General features: G+C 67.2%; 15 protein-coding genes and 1 pseudogene. 7 read left to right on the top strand and 9 right to left on the bottom strand.

What is annotated here, in order from left to right:
* Positions 1 to 116: 116 nt before the first annotated feature.
* Positions 117 to 398: a hypothetical protein gene (locus tag KQY30_RS06550; protein WP_217306007.1), complete on the bottom strand. Its 282-nt coding sequence runs from the start codon at positions 396 to 398 to the stop codon at positions 117 to 119.
* A 274-nt stretch (positions 399 to 672) separates the two neighbouring features.
* Entirely contained in the window at positions 673 to 1,059 is a 387-nt protein-coding gene (locus KQY30_RS06545; protein ID WP_217306006.1) for an SH3 domain-containing protein, read from the bottom strand.
* A 198-nt stretch (positions 1,060 to 1,257) separates the two neighbouring features.
* Here KQY30_RS06545 and KQY30_RS06540 point away from each other — a divergent pair, with 198 nt between their 5' ends.
* Positions 1,258 to 1,581 carry an SH3 domain-containing protein gene (locus KQY30_RS06540; protein ID WP_217306005.1) on the top strand — a complete coding sequence of 108 codons (324 nt, stop codon included), beginning with the start codon at positions 1,258 to 1,260 and terminating at the stop codon, positions 1,579 to 1,581.
* Between the two features lie 794 nt (positions 1,582 to 2,375).
* Here KQY30_RS06540 and KQY30_RS06535 read toward each other — a convergent pair.
* Positions 2,376 to 2,747, bottom strand: a complete 372-nt coding sequence (locus KQY30_RS06535; protein WP_254406977.1) for an ATP-binding protein — start codon at positions 2,745 to 2,747, stop codon at positions 2,376 to 2,378.
* A 538-nt stretch (positions 2,748 to 3,285) separates the two neighbouring features.
* Between KQY30_RS06535 and KQY30_RS06530 the strand changes: the two genes are divergently transcribed.
* Positions 3,286 to 4,266, top strand: coding sequence for a helix-turn-helix transcriptional regulator (locus KQY30_RS06530; protein WP_217306002.1), 981 nt, complete (start codon positions 3,286 to 3,288; stop codon positions 4,264 to 4,266).
* 119 nt (positions 4,267 to 4,385) lie between these two features.
* Here the strand turns inward: KQY30_RS06530 and KQY30_RS06525 are convergent, their stop codons facing one another.
* Both KQY30_RS06525 and KQY30_RS06520 read right to left on the bottom strand, forming a co-directional pair.
* The gene (locus tag KQY30_RS06525; RefSeq protein WP_217306001.1) at positions 4,386 to 5,573 is read right to left on the bottom strand and encodes a pentapeptide repeat-containing protein; all 1,188 of its coding nucleotides are present in this window, start codon (positions 5,571 to 5,573) and stop codon (positions 4,386 to 4,388) included.
* A 103-nt stretch (positions 5,574 to 5,676) separates the two neighbouring features.
* A pseudogene (locus tag KQY30_RS06520) lies at positions 5,677 to 5,904 on the bottom strand (MFS transporter); the annotation flags it as partial.
* Between the two features lie 124 nt (positions 5,905 to 6,028).
* Between KQY30_RS06520 and KQY30_RS06515 the strand changes: the two are divergent.
* The 3 genes from KQY30_RS06515 (at position 6,029) to KQY30_RS06505 (ending at position 9,044) form a co-directional block, all read left to right on the top strand.
* Positions 6,029 to 6,649 (top strand): TetR/AcrR family transcriptional regulator, encoded by a 621-nt coding sequence (locus tag KQY30_RS06515; protein ID WP_217306000.1) that lies wholly within the window; start codon positions 6,029 to 6,031, stop codon positions 6,647 to 6,649.
* A gap of 237 nt (positions 6,650 to 6,886) precedes the next feature.
* Entirely contained in the window at positions 6,887 to 7,855 is a 969-nt protein-coding gene (locus tag KQY30_RS06510) for an alpha/beta hydrolase (protein ID WP_217305999.1), read from the top strand.
* A 196-nt stretch (positions 7,856 to 8,051) separates the two neighbouring features.
* Positions 8,052 to 9,044, top strand: coding sequence for a zinc-binding alcohol dehydrogenase family protein (locus KQY30_RS06505; protein WP_367997475.1), 993 nt, complete (start codon positions 8,052 to 8,054; stop codon positions 9,042 to 9,044).
* A 58-nt stretch (positions 9,045 to 9,102) separates the two neighbouring features.
* Here KQY30_RS06505 and KQY30_RS06500 read toward each other — a convergent pair whose 3' ends face one another.
* Positions 9,103 to 10,035: an SDR family NAD(P)-dependent oxidoreductase gene (locus KQY30_RS06500; protein ID WP_217305996.1), complete on the bottom strand. Its 933-nt coding sequence runs from the start codon at positions 10,033 to 10,035 to the stop codon at positions 9,103 to 9,105.
* Between the two features lie 80 nt (positions 10,036 to 10,115).
* Here KQY30_RS06500 and KQY30_RS06495 point away from each other — a divergent pair, with 80 nt between their 5' ends.
* Positions 10,116 to 10,607 (top strand): MarR family winged helix-turn-helix transcriptional regulator, encoded by a 492-nt coding sequence (locus KQY30_RS06495; protein ID WP_217305994.1) that lies wholly within the window; start codon positions 10,116 to 10,118, stop codon positions 10,605 to 10,607.
* Positions 10,608 to 10,958: 351 nt separating this feature from the next.
* Positions 10,959 to 11,801 (top strand): IclR family transcriptional regulator, encoded by an 843-nt coding sequence (locus KQY30_RS06490; protein WP_217305993.1) that lies wholly within the window; start codon positions 10,959 to 10,961, stop codon positions 11,799 to 11,801.
* Positions 11,802 to 11,901: 100 nt separating this feature from the next.
* Here KQY30_RS06490 and KQY30_RS06485 read toward each other — a convergent pair whose 3' ends face one another.
* The 3 genes from KQY30_RS06485 to KQY30_RS06475 form a co-directional block, all read right to left on the bottom strand.
* On the bottom strand, positions 11,902 to 12,879 hold the full coding sequence (locus KQY30_RS06485) for a cyclase family protein (RefSeq protein ID WP_217305991.1): 978 nt from the start codon (positions 12,877 to 12,879) through the stop codon (positions 11,902 to 11,904).
* A gap of 79 nt (positions 12,880 to 12,958) precedes the next feature.
* Positions 12,959 to 14,554 (bottom strand): NAD(P)/FAD-dependent oxidoreductase, encoded by a 1,596-nt coding sequence (locus KQY30_RS06480; RefSeq protein ID WP_217305990.1) that lies wholly within the window; start codon positions 14,552 to 14,554, stop codon positions 12,959 to 12,961.
* Between the two features lie 113 nt (positions 14,555 to 14,667).
* A complete protein-coding gene (locus KQY30_RS06475; protein WP_217305989.1) occupies positions 14,668 to 15,249 on the bottom strand; it encodes a TetR/AcrR family transcriptional regulator in 582 nt (193 codons plus the stop codon).
* Between the last annotated feature and the right edge of the window lie 49 nt (positions 15,250 to 15,298).

Raw genomic sequence — 15,298 nt, 5'->3', positions numbered from 1 at the left:
GCTGCCGAGCGTAAGGCCCCCTGTTCTCTCGCCCCATGGCAGCTCCCGCCCAAAGCCGCGGTACCCACCCACATGCCTCAACTCGGCCCGGTGGGGCCTCAGGCCATCCCGTGCAGTCAGCGCGCCGACACGGTTCCAGCGCCCAGTCTCAGCAGCCACGCAGCCCGCCGCGCGCCGACCGGCGACCCACGAAAACGCACCACGGGCTCACCTTCGCCGCCCGTACTGGCCACCGCGCGCGGATCCTCAAGACCTGCCTCCGTGAGAGCCGAGTTCCACACATCGGCAGCGTCCTGCGCTTCCCGCCAGCCCTTGATGTAGTCACCGCCGCGCACCCAGACGATGTCTCCCGGCTCCTCATTCCACAGTGCGCGGGTCGCTTCCTCATGCTCGTACATCGGGAACACCTCCCCGTTGGGGCAAGCCCCAGTAAAGTTCGCCTTGCGAAAGCAAAGCACAGAGTGAGCACCCAAGTACAGCCAGTGACGGGGGTTGATCGGTATTTTTCACGTACCGGGAGTGAAGCGCCCCAGTTCTAAGGCGATCGACCGAACAATCCGGGCAGCCGATCGGGAAGACGCGCCAGCGGGGCAGGGTGTTCGCGCATGCAACGCAAGCGCGTGGCGCCCTCTCCGGAGAGGGCGCCACGCGATCAAGACCCGACGCCGCCCGTTAGCGCCGGTGGTAGAAGTCGACTCGCTTCAGATACCCCTTCCATACCCACCCTGTCGTGCCCGCCCGCAGGCCGCTAGCGGATTTGTGGTGATACACCCGGACCTTCGCCCAGGAGTCGCCCGCGCGGATCACCCGCGCCTTCGCCAGCGCATCCCCCCGGTACAACAGCCCCTTGACGCTTCCCCCGGGGCGAGTCCTCAGCCGCAGGCCGTCTACGACAGGCGTCCGACCGACCACATGCACCCGGGCCTCCGGCCCCGACCAGGGGCCGGTAACCGTCACGGCGTGCGCCTGCGAGGGCAGCAGCCCCACAGCCAGCGCGAGCGCCACCACCAGGCCCACCAGGGCCAGCCAAAGGCGCTCCTTCATGAACTCCGTGATCATCTCTCGTCTCCATCCTTTGGCGACAACAAGATTCGTCCGTCATCAGGACATCACTTGTCTTGATGAGTCATGAGTATGAGGGTCCGTGTTCACAGAGGCAAGCAACTTGTACTGATGACTTTTGAGCGGGTCGCTCGGCGGGGTGGACTTCACCGCCGAGCCGTGACTCAAGGACGGACGCTCGCCGTTGGGGCGGTCATGCGAAAGATCATGACAGCATTCGGGCTGGCCACGGCTCTGCTGCTTCCCGTCTCGGCCCAAGCGGTCGCCCCTGCCAAACGCTTCAATAGCTGCGGGTACGAAGTCACCGCCAAGGCGGTCAAGCTCCGGACCGGGCCCAGCACGCGCCATCCGGGAATCGGTCAACTCCACCGAGGCGACGACGTCAGCGCAGACAAGGCCAAGGGAGCTTGGTACCGGGTGAGCACCGACAACAAAACCGTCAGCGGGCTACCGGCCGAAACCGAAGGCTGGATCCGCAAAGCACACGTGAGGGAACACGTGTGCATGCAACTCGACTGACACAGAATCAGACCGAGTGAGACCAGGCTTCACCCCGCGCGGCCAGTGGTGGACGGCAGCGCGGGGCGCGCACACGAAGCCATCTCGCCGTCAGCAGCCCCGCGCCGCCGGCCACTTGCCCAAGCCGCCCCACCAGGTCCGAACCCTTTACCGAAGCCGAACCAGAAAGAGCCCCCCTATGCGCCGAAGGCGGCGCATAGGGGGGCGAATTTTCTCCTGAGCTAGCCCGGGGCACTGAACACCCAGCCGGGTCCTGTCTCCCCGTGACTACTCGGGGTCCTCGCGTTGTTCGTACTCCATCGCTTTGAAGCAGTCTTCGTGTATGGGCACGTACCACCCGGGACCAGAAGGAGCGTCCCAATACACACTGCGGTGGGGTTCCTCCGCTTCCACGGGCCAGTGGCACGCATAGCAGCGCGGCCTCTCGCCATGAAAGGTAATGCGTGGGTGTGAATCACGGGACAAGAGGGTGGTAGTCACTTTCGTGTTAGAAGTAGCGCCGCTTGAGATCCGCCTAGACCTTCGCGGGAGATCCAGCAGGGTGGGCGTTCCGGTCACAGCCGCCGCCCTAGAACGCCAACTTCGCGGTAGCGCTGCGCGATGTCCTGCCGAATGAGGGGCCGGAGCTGCGCTATGGCTGCGCTGTCCGGTTCGTCACGGCGCGAACGTTCCCGCGTGTCGTCGATCGTGCCCGTGGGGCGAGAGCACGTGGGGCAGCAGCACGGAGGGAACTCGACACCCGACCGGAGCCGGTTTTCTCCGCTCTGGGGAAGGCCAGGAGCGCTCATCGCTCCTCACCGCTCCTCGGCAGAAAGCCGGTCTTCCGAACCCGGACGGAGCGACAGCTCCGCCCATACCGTCTTCCCGTGCCCGCGCCGGTACCACCAGCCCCATTGATCCGACAGCGTCTCGACGATCCCGAGCCCGCGCCCGTTCACTTCCCCCGGCTCAGGTTCCCGCTGCTCGGGCCACTTGGGCGATGCGTCCAGCACCTCGACGCGGAGCCCGCACGGACGCGCAACGTAACGCGTCTCAATGCCAACACCCTCCCCGCAGCCGTGTTCTACGGCATTGGTCAGCAACTCCGAGAGGACGAGTACGGCGTACTCCTCCAACTCCAAGAGCCCCCATCCAGCGAGTGTCTTGCGCAGTTCCTCGCGAGCCATCCCGACACAGCGCGGATGCCCAGACCACCTCATCGCTACCGTGCCGCCGCCTTGATCCTGGCTAGGCGTCATGGGACACCCCCACCCCATGAGCAGCCACCCACGCCAGCCACAGCGCCCGCCGACGCTCCCGCTTCCGCGCCACGGTGGCGCGCTTCCAACTCTCGGACCCGACTAGGTCATGTGGCCACCACACCGGCGAGCAGTGCCCACTACGAGGCGTGAACCGGCCATCCACCACGAACACCACACGGTTCGTGACGATCAAGCGACGCCGAAGCGCAGGCGCCGGAACCCGATACGGATCCTTCCGGCGCCGTCGTCCCATTGCTGGAAGCAGACGATGAAGCAAGGGTTCAGTCGGACCCTCGATAGAGTCGAGCATGTCGGCGCTCCTTGTCAGCGTTGACCACGCCCCCGGGCCGGTCGCACGGTCGCGGGGGTACTTCGCTCCCCAGATAACCGGGCACACCCGCACGTCGGGTACCTATCTGTTGGTGACTGGGTGGTGACTGTCTGCCGCAGGTATGCTTAACGCATGGCAGGAGATGGTGAATTCGGCAAGACGGTAAGAGCTGCGCTCCGCAGTCAGAAGCTGAGCGTCCGTGCTGCCGCGCGCGCGACGAATTACGATCATGCTTTCCTGTCCCGAGTCCTCTCGGGAAGGCAGCGCCCTTCAGGGAATTTGGCCAAATCTCTCGACAAACTTCTCGGTATGGAAGGGCTCTTGATGGAGCTCTTCGACGCTATAAGCGATGAAGATCACGAGCGTCTGGCTGCTGTCTCGGCTCAAGAAGTCCGGTTGGATGCCCGCGCTGTGCAGGCGTTCGGCGCGGTGCTGACCGCACAGCGCCGATTGGATGATGTCACTGGCCCCGGGCCGATGGTCCATCCCGCCCGAGCGCAATCGGAGACCGTCCGAAGGATTCTGCGGGACGCCAGCGGGAAGCACCGCGATGATCTCGCAATGGTCTTCGCCGAACACGTCCAATTTGACGGGTGGTTGGCGGCATCCACCCGCAACGACGCAGATGCGGTGAAGTTGCTCAGCGAAGCGGCCAAGCTCGCTGAAATCGTGGAATCCGGCCCGCTGATCGCGCAAGCTCGAAACTTTAGAGGCTACGTTGCTCGCCAACAGGGGCGCCCGCATGAAATGACTCGCTGGTTCCTTGCCGCATACGAGACACCAGGCGCGCACCCGGCCCAACGCATGGGTGATGCCTCGCAAGCCGCACACGGGTATGCGCAACTTGGCCAACGAGACACGGCCCGTAGGCTGCTTGACGACGCACTAGGTCTGTCAGACGCCGCGACAGACGCGCCCCCCGACACGGCCTACTGGCTCACGCCTATGTTCCAGCGGCTCAACATCGGTCTGGCCTGCCTTGGGCTGGGGCAGCCGGGGGAAGCTGCGGAGCACATCAGGGCCGGACTGCGGGGCCTCCCCCTTGACCAGCAAGGTGCGGAGTGGACGCGGGAGTACAGACGTGCCTTGCAGCTTGCGCTTGCCAGCGTGTAACGGTCGATCGGACCTAGGTTCACATCGGTAGAGGTAGGTCAGAGGGGACATTCACGGAAGACTGGCGCGAGCTAGCACGCGGGTCCGCACTCGACACTGCCCGCAGGTTCTGTTTGCCGTCAGGGCGTCGGCAGGTACCACGCCTGAGGCAAGGTCAGCCCGGTTGGTAGGTGTCCGCCCGGAGGCACCAGGCGAGAAGGCACGGGGCCAGAAGGCACCAGGCCAGAAGGCGCGGCCCCGCTCGCGCGGCGGAAGTCCACCGTGCCGCCAGAGAACAGTGCGTGGCGGAAGTCCACCGTGCCGCCAGAGAACGTCGCACTGTCGAAGTTGACTGTGCCGCCAGCGAATTCCGCGTCGCTGAATTCCACCGTGCTGCCGGAGAATTCCGCACTGCCGAAGTTGACTGTGCCACCAAAGAACGCTGCACCGTTGAAGTCCACCGTGCTGCCGGAGAATTCCGTGCTGCCGAAGTGGACTGTGCTGCCGGAGAATTCCGCGTCACCGAATTGGACTGTGCCGCCGGAGAACGCCGCACTGCCGAAGTGGACTATGCCGCCGGAGAATTCCGCTCCGATGAAGCTGACCATGCCGCCGGAGAATTCCGCACCGATGAAGCTGACCATGCCGCCGGAGAACACCGCAAGGGAAAAGTTTCCGCCGTCGAAGACAATGCCGGTGAAGTCGAGGTCGTGGCCTTGCCAGGAGTGGGGGTGTTCGGGAGGGAGGCGGAGGTGGTCGCGGATGAGGCGGATGACTGTGTGCCGGATCTCGCGCAGGGCCAGGTACGCGTGCCTGGCATCCGTGTCGCTGAACGGTATGTCGGCTTCGGCGGTGTATGGCAGGCGGAGGTAGGCGCACAGGACGTCGATGCAGGTCTGGCGCAGGTCGCGGGTGGGGGCGTCATTGGCGAGGCCGGTGAGGGCGTGCACGCCGCCCAGGCGTACTGCGGCGGAATCGTCGCCGAGCTGGGAGACGGCGGTGGTGAAGCGCTCTGTGTGCAGGCGGGTGGCCTCGCGCAGGGCGCCGTCCTCGTCGACGCGCTGGCGCCGGTAGGCGACGACCAGGGCGACCAGTGCACCGGCCCCGGCGACCACGCCGAAAGACAGTTTCACCAAGTCGAAAAGCGTGCCTGAGGTGAGTCTGCGCTCAGGCTTGAGGCCCTCGGCGCCGAGCAGGTTCCACCCGGCGAAGAACACCACGGCGGCCACGGCGATCGCGGTGGCGAAGGTCAGGGCGAGGACGGTGCCGACGGGCCAAAGGTGTAGGCCGCGCCGTACGGCCTGGCGTTGGGGCAGGTTCGAGGTCACACACCCCAGGACCGTTCAGACGCCAGGCTGGTTGCAGCCAGCCGACAGGCCAAGGTTCGCGTCGGCAGAGGGAGAATCAGAAGGCACATTCGCGAAAGACTTGCGCGTACGCGGTGACGATCCACTGCCGGCTGCCGTCGCTGAACCCCAGGTCGGACTGGGCGGACGGCAGCGCGATGTTCACGATCGTCGCATCGAGGACGACCATGAGCTGGGCGAGCGCGATGACGATCAGTACCCACCAGCGTCTGGCGTGTGCTGTGGATGCCTGAGGGGAGGGCTCGGTGTCCGTGCCATGGGGACTTGGACTGGCCGTTGTGGCTGTACTCACGGTCGGGTGCTCCAGGAAGTGACGTGGGAGAAGGTGGGACGGGACAGAGACGGCCGGGCGGCGTCTCGGTCCTTATGGTGAATGTCATTCACCAGGCATGGTGAAGAGTGTTAACCTCGCCCCCATGGATGTCAAACGACGTCGGCCGGGGCAGCATCACGGCGACCTTCGCAACGCGCTGGAGCGGGCCGCCCTGGAACTCGTGACGGAGCGGGGGCCGCAGGGGTTCACCCTGGCGGAGGCCTGTCGACGGGCGGGGGTGAGCGTGTCGGCCCCGTACAAGCACTTCACGGACCGTGACGCCCTGCTGGCCGCGCTGGCGGCCCGCTCCTATCGGGAGCAGTACGCGCGGTTCAGCGCGGCGATCGCCTCCGTCGGGGACGCCGAGGGGCAGTTGGCGGCCTTCGCCGTCGCTTACGTACGCTTCGCCGCCGATGAGCGGGCACTCTTCGACATCGCGTTCGGGGCGGGGCTGGGCAAGGAAGAGCATCCGGAGCTGGCGGAGGCGGGGAGCGCTCTGCGTGATCTGCTGATGCCCGTCGCGCGCCGGATCGTTCCCGACGATGCCGTCGCCCTGGACCTCATCGTGTCGGTGGCCGCGTCCGCCCATGGTCTGGCGGTCTATCTGGAGCAGGGCCTCCTCAGTGCCGAGCGCGAACCGCTGGCCGCGGCCGAGCGGCGAGCCGGGTGCATCGTGCGCGCGGTCATCGCCCAGGTGCGCGCCAATCCGTGCGCCAGTCGATGAGTGCCTGCGTCGTCGGCGGGAGGTCTCTGATCTCGTCCGGGGTGGGCGGCGGCGTGAAATTCGAGTCCCCGAGCTTCCTTGTCGATTCCACTGGGGCAGGGGCTTTGCGAATATGGTGAATGGTGTTAACCTCGCGAGTGTGTAGCTGGTCCGCGACGGCGTGACTGACGGACTCTTGCCGTTTGTGATGCTGTCCGGGCGAAAGGCCCACCTTCCGGTGCAGAACAACAAGGAGCAATGATGGAATCTTCGAAGAAGGCTCAGCAGGCAACGGAAACGGCGACGCGGTCCGACCGTTTCCGTATGGAGCGGGTGACTTTCGGGTCGCACAATGCCACGCTGGTGGCGAATCTCTATCTGCCGTCGGCGGCAGGCGTGTCCGAACAACTCCCGGCCGTGATCGTCACGGGCGCATGGGGTACGGTCAAGGAGCAAATGCCCGTCGGCTACGCGCGAGAAATGGCGGCCCGCGGTTTCATCGCCCTCGCATTCGATTTCAGCGGATGGGGTGAGAGCGACGGACGGCCCAGGTCGATGGAGGACCCCTTCGCGAAGGCGGCCGACATCGTGGCCGCCGCCGAGTATCTGAGGGCACGTCCCGACGTCGACGCGAGCGCGATCGGCGGGCTCGGCATCTGCGCCAGCAGCGCCTACATGGCCACCGCGGCGACGCGGACCGACCTCATCACGTCGCTCGCCCTCGTCGCACCCGCACTCCCGAGCCGCGCCACCGTCGCCGAGCACCTCGGCGGGGATCAGGGTGTTGCCGCACTCCGGAACGCGGCACGCGAGGCCCTGGAAGAGTACGAGGCGACCGGTAAGGAGCGCCTTGTCGCCGCGGTGGACCAGACTCCGGAAGACACTCCCACTCCGGAAGGCGCCGATTATTACACCAACCCTGACCGGGGAATGGTCCCGGAGTGGGACAACACATTCAACCCGGCGTCGTGGACGAAGTGGCTGGAGTACGACGCCCAGGCCGCCGCGGCTCACCTCAAGCAGCCGCTCCTTACCGTGCACAGCGATGCGGCGGCAAGCCCGGAGAGCGTCCGGGAATTCGCCGCGCAGGTTCCGCGCGAGGTCGAACAGTTGTGGATCGACGAGGTTTCCCAGTTCGACTTCTACGACCAGCCCGGCCCGATGAACACCGCTTGCAATGCCGCGGTACACCATTTTGTGAACACCATGGGTGCGAAGGTCGCGTAGGAGTGAGTGCCTCCTGAGGAATGGGCGGCACTCGCGCGCCGCGCGGGCCGAAACCCGGCGCCGACGGCAACGTGTATGTCACCGCCCACGAGTGCGGGATGGCCCAGGGAGCGCGTGTCCGGCCGGGCAGCCGTAAAGGAATTCCGGTCGGGACGCCGCGAAAGCGACAGAGGAGTACACCATGACGACGAGCACGATGCGGGCGATCGCCTCCTACAGGGGACTGCCGGTGGACGACCCGGAGTGTCTCCAGGACGTCGAGGTTCCCACCCCGAAGCTACGGCCCCGCGACATCCTGGTCCGGGTGCATGCGGTGTCGGTGAACCCGGCCGACGTCAAGAGCCGTAGCGCGCTCGCACCGACCGACGACCCGCGGATTCTGGGGTTCGACGCGGCAGGCGTGGTGGAGGCCGTCGGCCCGGAGGTGAGCACCGTGTCGGCGGGGGAGGAGGTCTGGTACGCGGGTGATGTCACCCGCGCCGGGGCCAACGCGGACCTGCATGCCGTGGACGAGCGGATCACCGCCCGCAAGCCCGCTTCCCTGAGCTTCGCCGAGGCGGCCGCCCTGCCGCTGACCACGATCACCGCATGGGAAACGCTCTTCGAGCGATTCAAGCTGACCGCCGGCTCCACCGGGACTCTGCTGGCGCTGGGCGGGGCCGGCGGCGTCGGGTCGATCATGATCCAGCTCGCCAAGGAACTCACCGCGCTCCGTGTGCTGGCATCCGCCACCCGGCCGGAGTCACAGCAGTGGGTCAGGCAGCTCGGCGCCGACGGAATCGTCGACCACCACCGTCTCGCGGAGTCCGTCGGCGAGACGGCCCCCGAAGGGCTCGACTACCTCTTCAGCCCGCACTCGCGCGGGAACATCGAGGCGTTCGCGCGGATCGTACGGCCCTTCGGCCACATCACCGCCATCGACGAGCCCGAGGGACTCGACCTGCTCCCGCTCAAGCCGAAGAGCATCGCCTGGCACTGGGAGCTGATGTTCACCCGGTCCATGTACGAGACCGATGACATGGACGAGCAGGGAAAGCTCCTGGAGACCGTCGCCGGACTCGTCGACGGCAAACGGATCCGTACGACCCTCACCACGACCGTGAACGACTTTTCCGCCGCCGGCATGCGCGAAGCCCATCGCCTGGTCGAGTCGGGCCACACCGTCGGCAAGGTCGTCGTCGCCCGCTGAACGCTGAAACGCTGAACGCTGAAACCAACTCGGGCGGAGCCGAACACCCGTGAACAGCTCATCCCCGGTCGGCCCCCGGATCGAAGGTGATGCCGGTCAGTTCCTCGGACTGGCTCCACAGCCGTGACGCCACCGCGGCATCCAGGCTGATCCGCGGGGGGCGGGCCAGGGCCGGTCGCCCGGAACTGCCTCGCCGCGGACCGTAGTACTGGCCACCCCGGGCGCCGGGATCGGTCGCTGCGCGCAGAGCGGACCGCGCGGCGCGGTCCTTGCCCTGCACCGGCAGCGGCAGCCGTCCCAGAGCGCGACCGAAAGCGGAGGACTGGACAATGCCGTCGCGGGCGGGACTGAACGGATCCACGCTCAGGCCCGGGTGAGCCGCGAGGGAGTGGACGTCCACATCTGCCGCTCGCAGGCGACGGTCCAGTTCGAAAGCGGTGAGCAGCACGGCATGCTTGGACTGGGTATAGGCGTGCTGGGGACGGTAGGACCGCTCGCTTTGCAGGTCGTCGGGGTCGAACTTGGTCGTCTTGGTCATGATGCTGCCGATGGCGACGACCCGGCTCCCGGGAGTCGCCGCCAGCCGCGGCATGACAAGGGCCGTCAGCGCGAAGTGGCCGAGGTGGTTGGTGCCCACGGCCAGTTCGAAGCCTTGCGGCGTGGTGCTGCGCTCCTGCCCGGGGTCACTGATCCCGGCGTTCGCGATGAGTCCGTCCAGCCGGTCCAGGCCGCGCAGCGCCTCGGCGGCTTCGGCCACGGAGTCGAGATCGGCCAGGTCCAGCGGCACCGATGTCGCGCGGGCCGAACCCAGTCGGGCTCTGATCGAGTCCAGGGCGGCCCCGAGCCGTTCCGGGTTCCTGCCGAGGACGACGACGTGTGCGCCGGCCGCTGCGAGCTGTTCGGAGATGAAGTAGCCGATACCGGCGTTGCCACCGGTCACCGCGTACGTCCGGCCGCTCAGGTTCGGGAGCGTCCGTGGGGTGGAGGTCATCCGTCATCTTTCGAGAGTCGAAGTTTTTGAATGGCGCACCATACGGTGGCCATAGGGTGCGAGTCACATAACATGACGACATGAGAACTTCGCCGAAGTCAGCGCTGGAAGCGGTCTACGAGATCGTCATGGCCACAACCCACCGCGCGGAACCTGAGCTGTCCGCTCTCGGCCTGACGATGTCGACCGCCTATGCGCTGTGGGCGATGGACCCGGAAGAGCCGGCGCCCACGATGAAGGTGATGGCGCAGCGCCTGAGGTGCAACGCGTCCAGCCTCACCTTCCTCTCCGACCGGCTGGTGAAGCTGGGATACATCACCAGGACCGAGGACCCCGCCAACCGGCGTTTTCGTGTGCTCGCCCTCACGGAGACCGGCCGCGCCGCACGGGAGAAGGCACTGGTGGCGCTGGAGGAGTCGTGCCCCCTGATCAATCTGACCCGTGTGGAGCAGGACGACCTGCTGCGTCTGCTCGCCCGGACCCTGATCGAGCCGGACCGCGCACCGGCTGGCGGCTCGGACCGTACGGATCGTGAACAGACCGGCAAGGCGGGCGCGAAGAGCGACGGATAGCGCCCGGTCAATCGCGGTGGCGGGGCGGTGCGTCGAGCGGGACATTCTTGTCGCGCGCGGGATTCAGTACCGGAATACTCGCCGCAGGCGTATCCATAAGGGCCTCTCAAAAGCAAGAAAATGCAAGTCCGTGTGAAGCGGCGCTTCGAAAAGCTAACACGAGAATATTCACTGTCGCGAGAGAACTGCAAACAGCACCAATACATGATTTGCGTTCCGAAGCTCGATCACTGTGCAATCGGATCCGGGACCGGGAATCACCATGTGACACACGGTCCGCGCACAGTACGTGTCTCGTACGCTTCGGGTGTCGAACTGTATGATGTTCACATGGGAGGAGGGAAGAATCCTGTGGATACGGCGCCGTCAAGTCGATTTCCGACAAGCGCGAACAGATCGGCCAGAGCCGAGAAGAACACGGTTGAGCCTGCTGTCACGGGAACCCAGAGTGTTTTCCGCGCCTTGTCGATCCTGCACGCGTTCTCGGCCCGACAGCCCCATCTCAGCGGACCGGAAGTCGCCGAGAGGTTCGGCTACTCATTGCCGACGGCGTATCGCCTGTTGCGCGCCCTTGAAGCGGAGCATTTCCTGGTGCTCGACAAGTCCACCCGGACCTACAGCCTCGGGCCGGAAATCCTCAGACTGTCCGGTGTCATGCTGCAACGCGACGGTGTGGTGGCACAGACCCAGTCGACCCTGATCCGACTGCGTGCGCTGACCGGGGAGACGGTCGGCGTCTTCTGGCGTCTGGGGAACCAGCGCACCTGCACCCATGAGATGGCCGGCCCGCACCCGGACCGCATCGAGGCCGGTGTCGGCGAGGACTACCCCCTTACCCGGGGCGCGGCCGGCAAGGCCCTGCTCATCACGCTGCACGACTGGGCGATCCGCGAACTCGTCGCGGACCCGGAGGTCCCCGACCCGCCCAGGGGCGTCGATGCGCTGCTCACCGAGCTGGAGATGAGCCGAAGGCGCGGCTACACCGTCAGCGTGGCAGAAACCGTCGCGGGCGCTGTGTCGATCGCCGCGCCGATCCCCTGGTTGCAACAGGGACTGGCGGTGTGCAGCATCACGGCCCCGCAGTCCCGGTTCGGCCCGAAGGAAGTGGAGACGGCCGGTGCCACTCTCGTCGAGGAAATGCAGCGGCTGCGAACTCATCTCGGCCGACGTCCCGCAGCGGACGTTCAGCGCTAGAGGGCGTTGGCAGCCACCGATACGCCCGAGGCGTATCGGTGGCTGCCGGGGTAGGGGTCGGCGGCGTTGTGCAAAGGCGCCACCGGCCGGCCATCAGTAGCTACGCGGCCGGGATCTGGTCGCCGGTTGCGGCGTCATGGGGCGCACCGATGGCCACCGGACGGACTGCCGAGTGGGCGGCGCCTTTGATCCGGAGCGGCAGAATGATCGTCGCCGAGAGGTACACCCGGTCCGCCGCGAGTTCGGCGAGCCGCAGGTTGTGGATCTGGTAGATGCCGGCCTGCGTCAGGTTCTCGTGATGAATGACGAAGGGCAGATCGGCAGGCGCGTCGGCCGGCGCCTGTGCGGCGCCCCGCAGATATCCCTCACTCACGGCGTCCAGGAACGGAACGTCCATTCCCATACAGGCCACTTCTCTGGAGGCGATGAACAGCGCGGCATCACGGGAGATGCCGGGCCCCGCGCGGTAGTAGGCGGTGTCCGACGGATCGGGATTGCCGTCCGACCACTTGTCCTCCCAGCCGGTGCGGATGAGCAGGGCATCGCCCGGTGCGAGGTCCCTGAGCCGTTGGTTCGCCAGCATCGCCCGAATGTCCAGCTCCGTGATCTGTTCCCCGGCGAACAGACTCCGGCCCTTCAGAAGGGTGGCGTCCAGCAGCACTCCGCTGGTGATGATGGGAGGCACCTCGTCGATACCGAGACGCAGCAGCGGGGAGTCGTCCGTGGGTTTCACCTCGGCCTGCTCAAGTCCCCCGTAATAGACGGTCCGCCCGTCGGCATCCCGGTATCCGAAATGACCCAGGGCGTCCATCTTCGTTCCCTGGCTGCCCAGTTGGCCCGTCAGTACTTCGCCGTTCCCGGCATGGGAGGCGATGTACTCGGTCGGTTTGTACGTGATGCCGATCGGCTCTGCGAACGGGGACAGCGGCATCGTGTCGGAGTAGACGTGCGACAGTTCATAAACGGGACGAAGCTTTCCGCCCCGCTGCATCTGGGCCACGGCGCGAGCAATCGTGGTCTCGCCCAATGTCATGCCGTTGCCCGTCATACCGTTGCCTGCGTCGGCGTTTGCGGTCATGTGCACTTTCCTGAGTTCTGTTGTGGTCCGGTCACTGACCGTTGCCCTGCTCCGCACACCGGAGTGTGAGCGGGCCGGGTCACGACGCGGAATTGTCATGTGTGAGGACGCGGGCGATGCTCCGGCCGGAGCTGCCGCTGACACCGGGGCCGGGCCAGGTCGCGGCGCCGATCTGCCACAAGCCGGGCACAGCGGTGCGGTAACCCCCGCTGTGAGCCACTACGGGACGGTGTGTGAACGCCTGGGCCAGTGAGTTGTCTCCCTGCGCGTGATCACCGGGCCCTGCGTTGGGGTTGTGCAGTGCGAGGTCGGCGGGCGTTGTGATGTGGCGTTCCACGACGAGGCCGGCGAGGCCCGGCGCGTGCAGCTCGGCCTCCGCGATGACCCGGTCCGCGAAAGCCTCCGCCGTCGCCCTGTCCCATCCGCCGGCCCCGTAGGACGTTCCCGCGGCGTCTCCGGACGGGCTGTGCGGTACGTCGAGCGCCTGGAGCCGCACCACGGCGTGCCCTGCGGGGGCGCGAGAAGGATCGACGGCGGTCGGCTCGTGCCAGGAGACGGACGGATGCTCCGGCAGCACGCCGGCCTCGGCCTGCCGGACGGACGTCACCAGCGTGCTCACACCGCGTCCGAGGTTGATCGCACCGCCCTGGTCGAGCCGGCTGTCGGTGAACCGGGGCCGGGCGGACAGGGCGAGATTGATCTGGAAGCAGCCGCGCCGGTAGCGGTAGGCCCCGGCCTGGCCGCGTACTCCGTCGGGAATGCCCGGTACGTTCCGCAGCAGCCGGCCGTACAGCAGGTCCGGGGGCGTCGACACGACGACCGCCTCATTCGCCCCGACCGTCGCCCCGTCGGAGGTCCGCACGCCGACCGCGCGGCCGTCCCGTACGAGAATCTCGTCCACGTCCACCCCGACGCGGATGCTGCCACCACGCTCGGTGACCAGGTCGGTCAGTGCCTCGGCGAGCCGACCGGACCCACCCACCGGCGTGGGAGTGCCGACCGTGAAGGTGGCCAGGGCCACAACCGCCCACAGCGCGCTGCCGGGGGCCTCGGGGCCCGCGCCGAGGTGCAACGGCCACGGCGCCACCAGAGAACGCATTTCCTCGGTCCGGAAGTGCTCATTCACCAGCCCCAGCGCGTCGCCTGTGAGGAGGCGCTCGAACGGTATTGCGCTCTCCCGGCTTCCGCTGCGCAGCTCAGCGATCGCGGCTTGCGCGGCGGGACCGTCCAGGCCGTCACCGAGCAGGCCGAACAGGGCGGGAAGGTAGGGCCCGACGCCGGAGAAGAGGGCGCCCCAGCCGGAGGACTCGCCGAGCCGGTCGAGCTCCGCGGCGAGCGCCTCCGGGGCGACCGGCGCGATCGCCGTCCGGCCGTCCGGGAGCGAGGACCCGGTGGCCAGCGGCGCCACCACGTAGTCCAGGCCGTGCCGGCGCAGATCCGGGCCCAGCTCGGCCCAGACCGGGCCGCCGACGAGCGCCGGATGTACGGCGGACCACCGGTCGTGCAGGTAGCCGGGCGCACCCAGCTCGTCCGTCCGTACCCAGCCGCCGGGCCGTTCCATGCGGTCGATCAGGCATACGCTCCGGCCGGCTTGGAGCAGGTAGGCAGCGGCAACCAGGGCGTTGTGTCCCGCACCGACGAGTACGACGTCGGCTGTCGTGCTGAGATCGTTCATAGCGGCGAACGCTAGGCGGAGCCGGCACGGGACGGCTGGTCGGCGACCGCTCAGTGGTCACCCGTGGCGAACGCGGGGCGGTGGGTGACTCCGCGCCATGCGCCGGGCGCCCCCTACGCGAGGGGCGCGTCTTCAGGCGACAGGCATCTGCGCATGAGGGGAACGATACGCTCCGTCACCTCATCGCCACCGCCCCGGAAACGGCACATCGCCTGAAGGCCGACGATCAGGGTCTTGACGTCGACCACCTCCAGATCGCCGCGTACGGTTCCGGCCTTCTGGGCCGCGGCGAGAAGCCCGGCGATGGTGGCCGTGAAGGTCCGTTCCACTTCCGGCAGTGCGGTCGCGAGGTCGAAGCCGCTGCCGGAGAGCGCCTCCTGCAGTCCCAGGTCCACAGCGCCCTGCTGGGTCATGTGGGCAAGGAAGACGAACAACCCCTCGGCGGGGTCCGCGGCGGCCCGGCTTTGCACGCGGTCGATGACCTGCTGCAACCGGTCGGCGACAATCGCCTCGAAAAGAGCCTCCTTCGTGGGGAAATGCCGATAGAGCGTCCCGGCTCCGACGCCCGCTCGCCGCGCGATCTCCTGGATCGGCACCTGGCCGCCCTCCTCGGCGAACGTCCGGGTGGCGACCTCGATCAGTCGGGCCCGATTGCGAGCTGCGTCCGCCCTCAGCGGCTTGGCGGCGTGGTTCAAGTCCCCTCCTTGTATGCGGAGCGACCGTTCCGGTACGTTTCAAAGCGGA

Origin of the sequence: Streptomyces sp. GMY02, assembly GCF_019056675.1 — a bacterium.
Lineage (GTDB): Bacteria > Actinomycetota > Actinomycetes > Streptomycetales > Streptomycetaceae > Streptomyces > Streptomyces odonnellii.
Note: the sequence above shows the minus strand (reverse complement) of the source record. Positions and strands in the feature narration are given on the sequence as shown.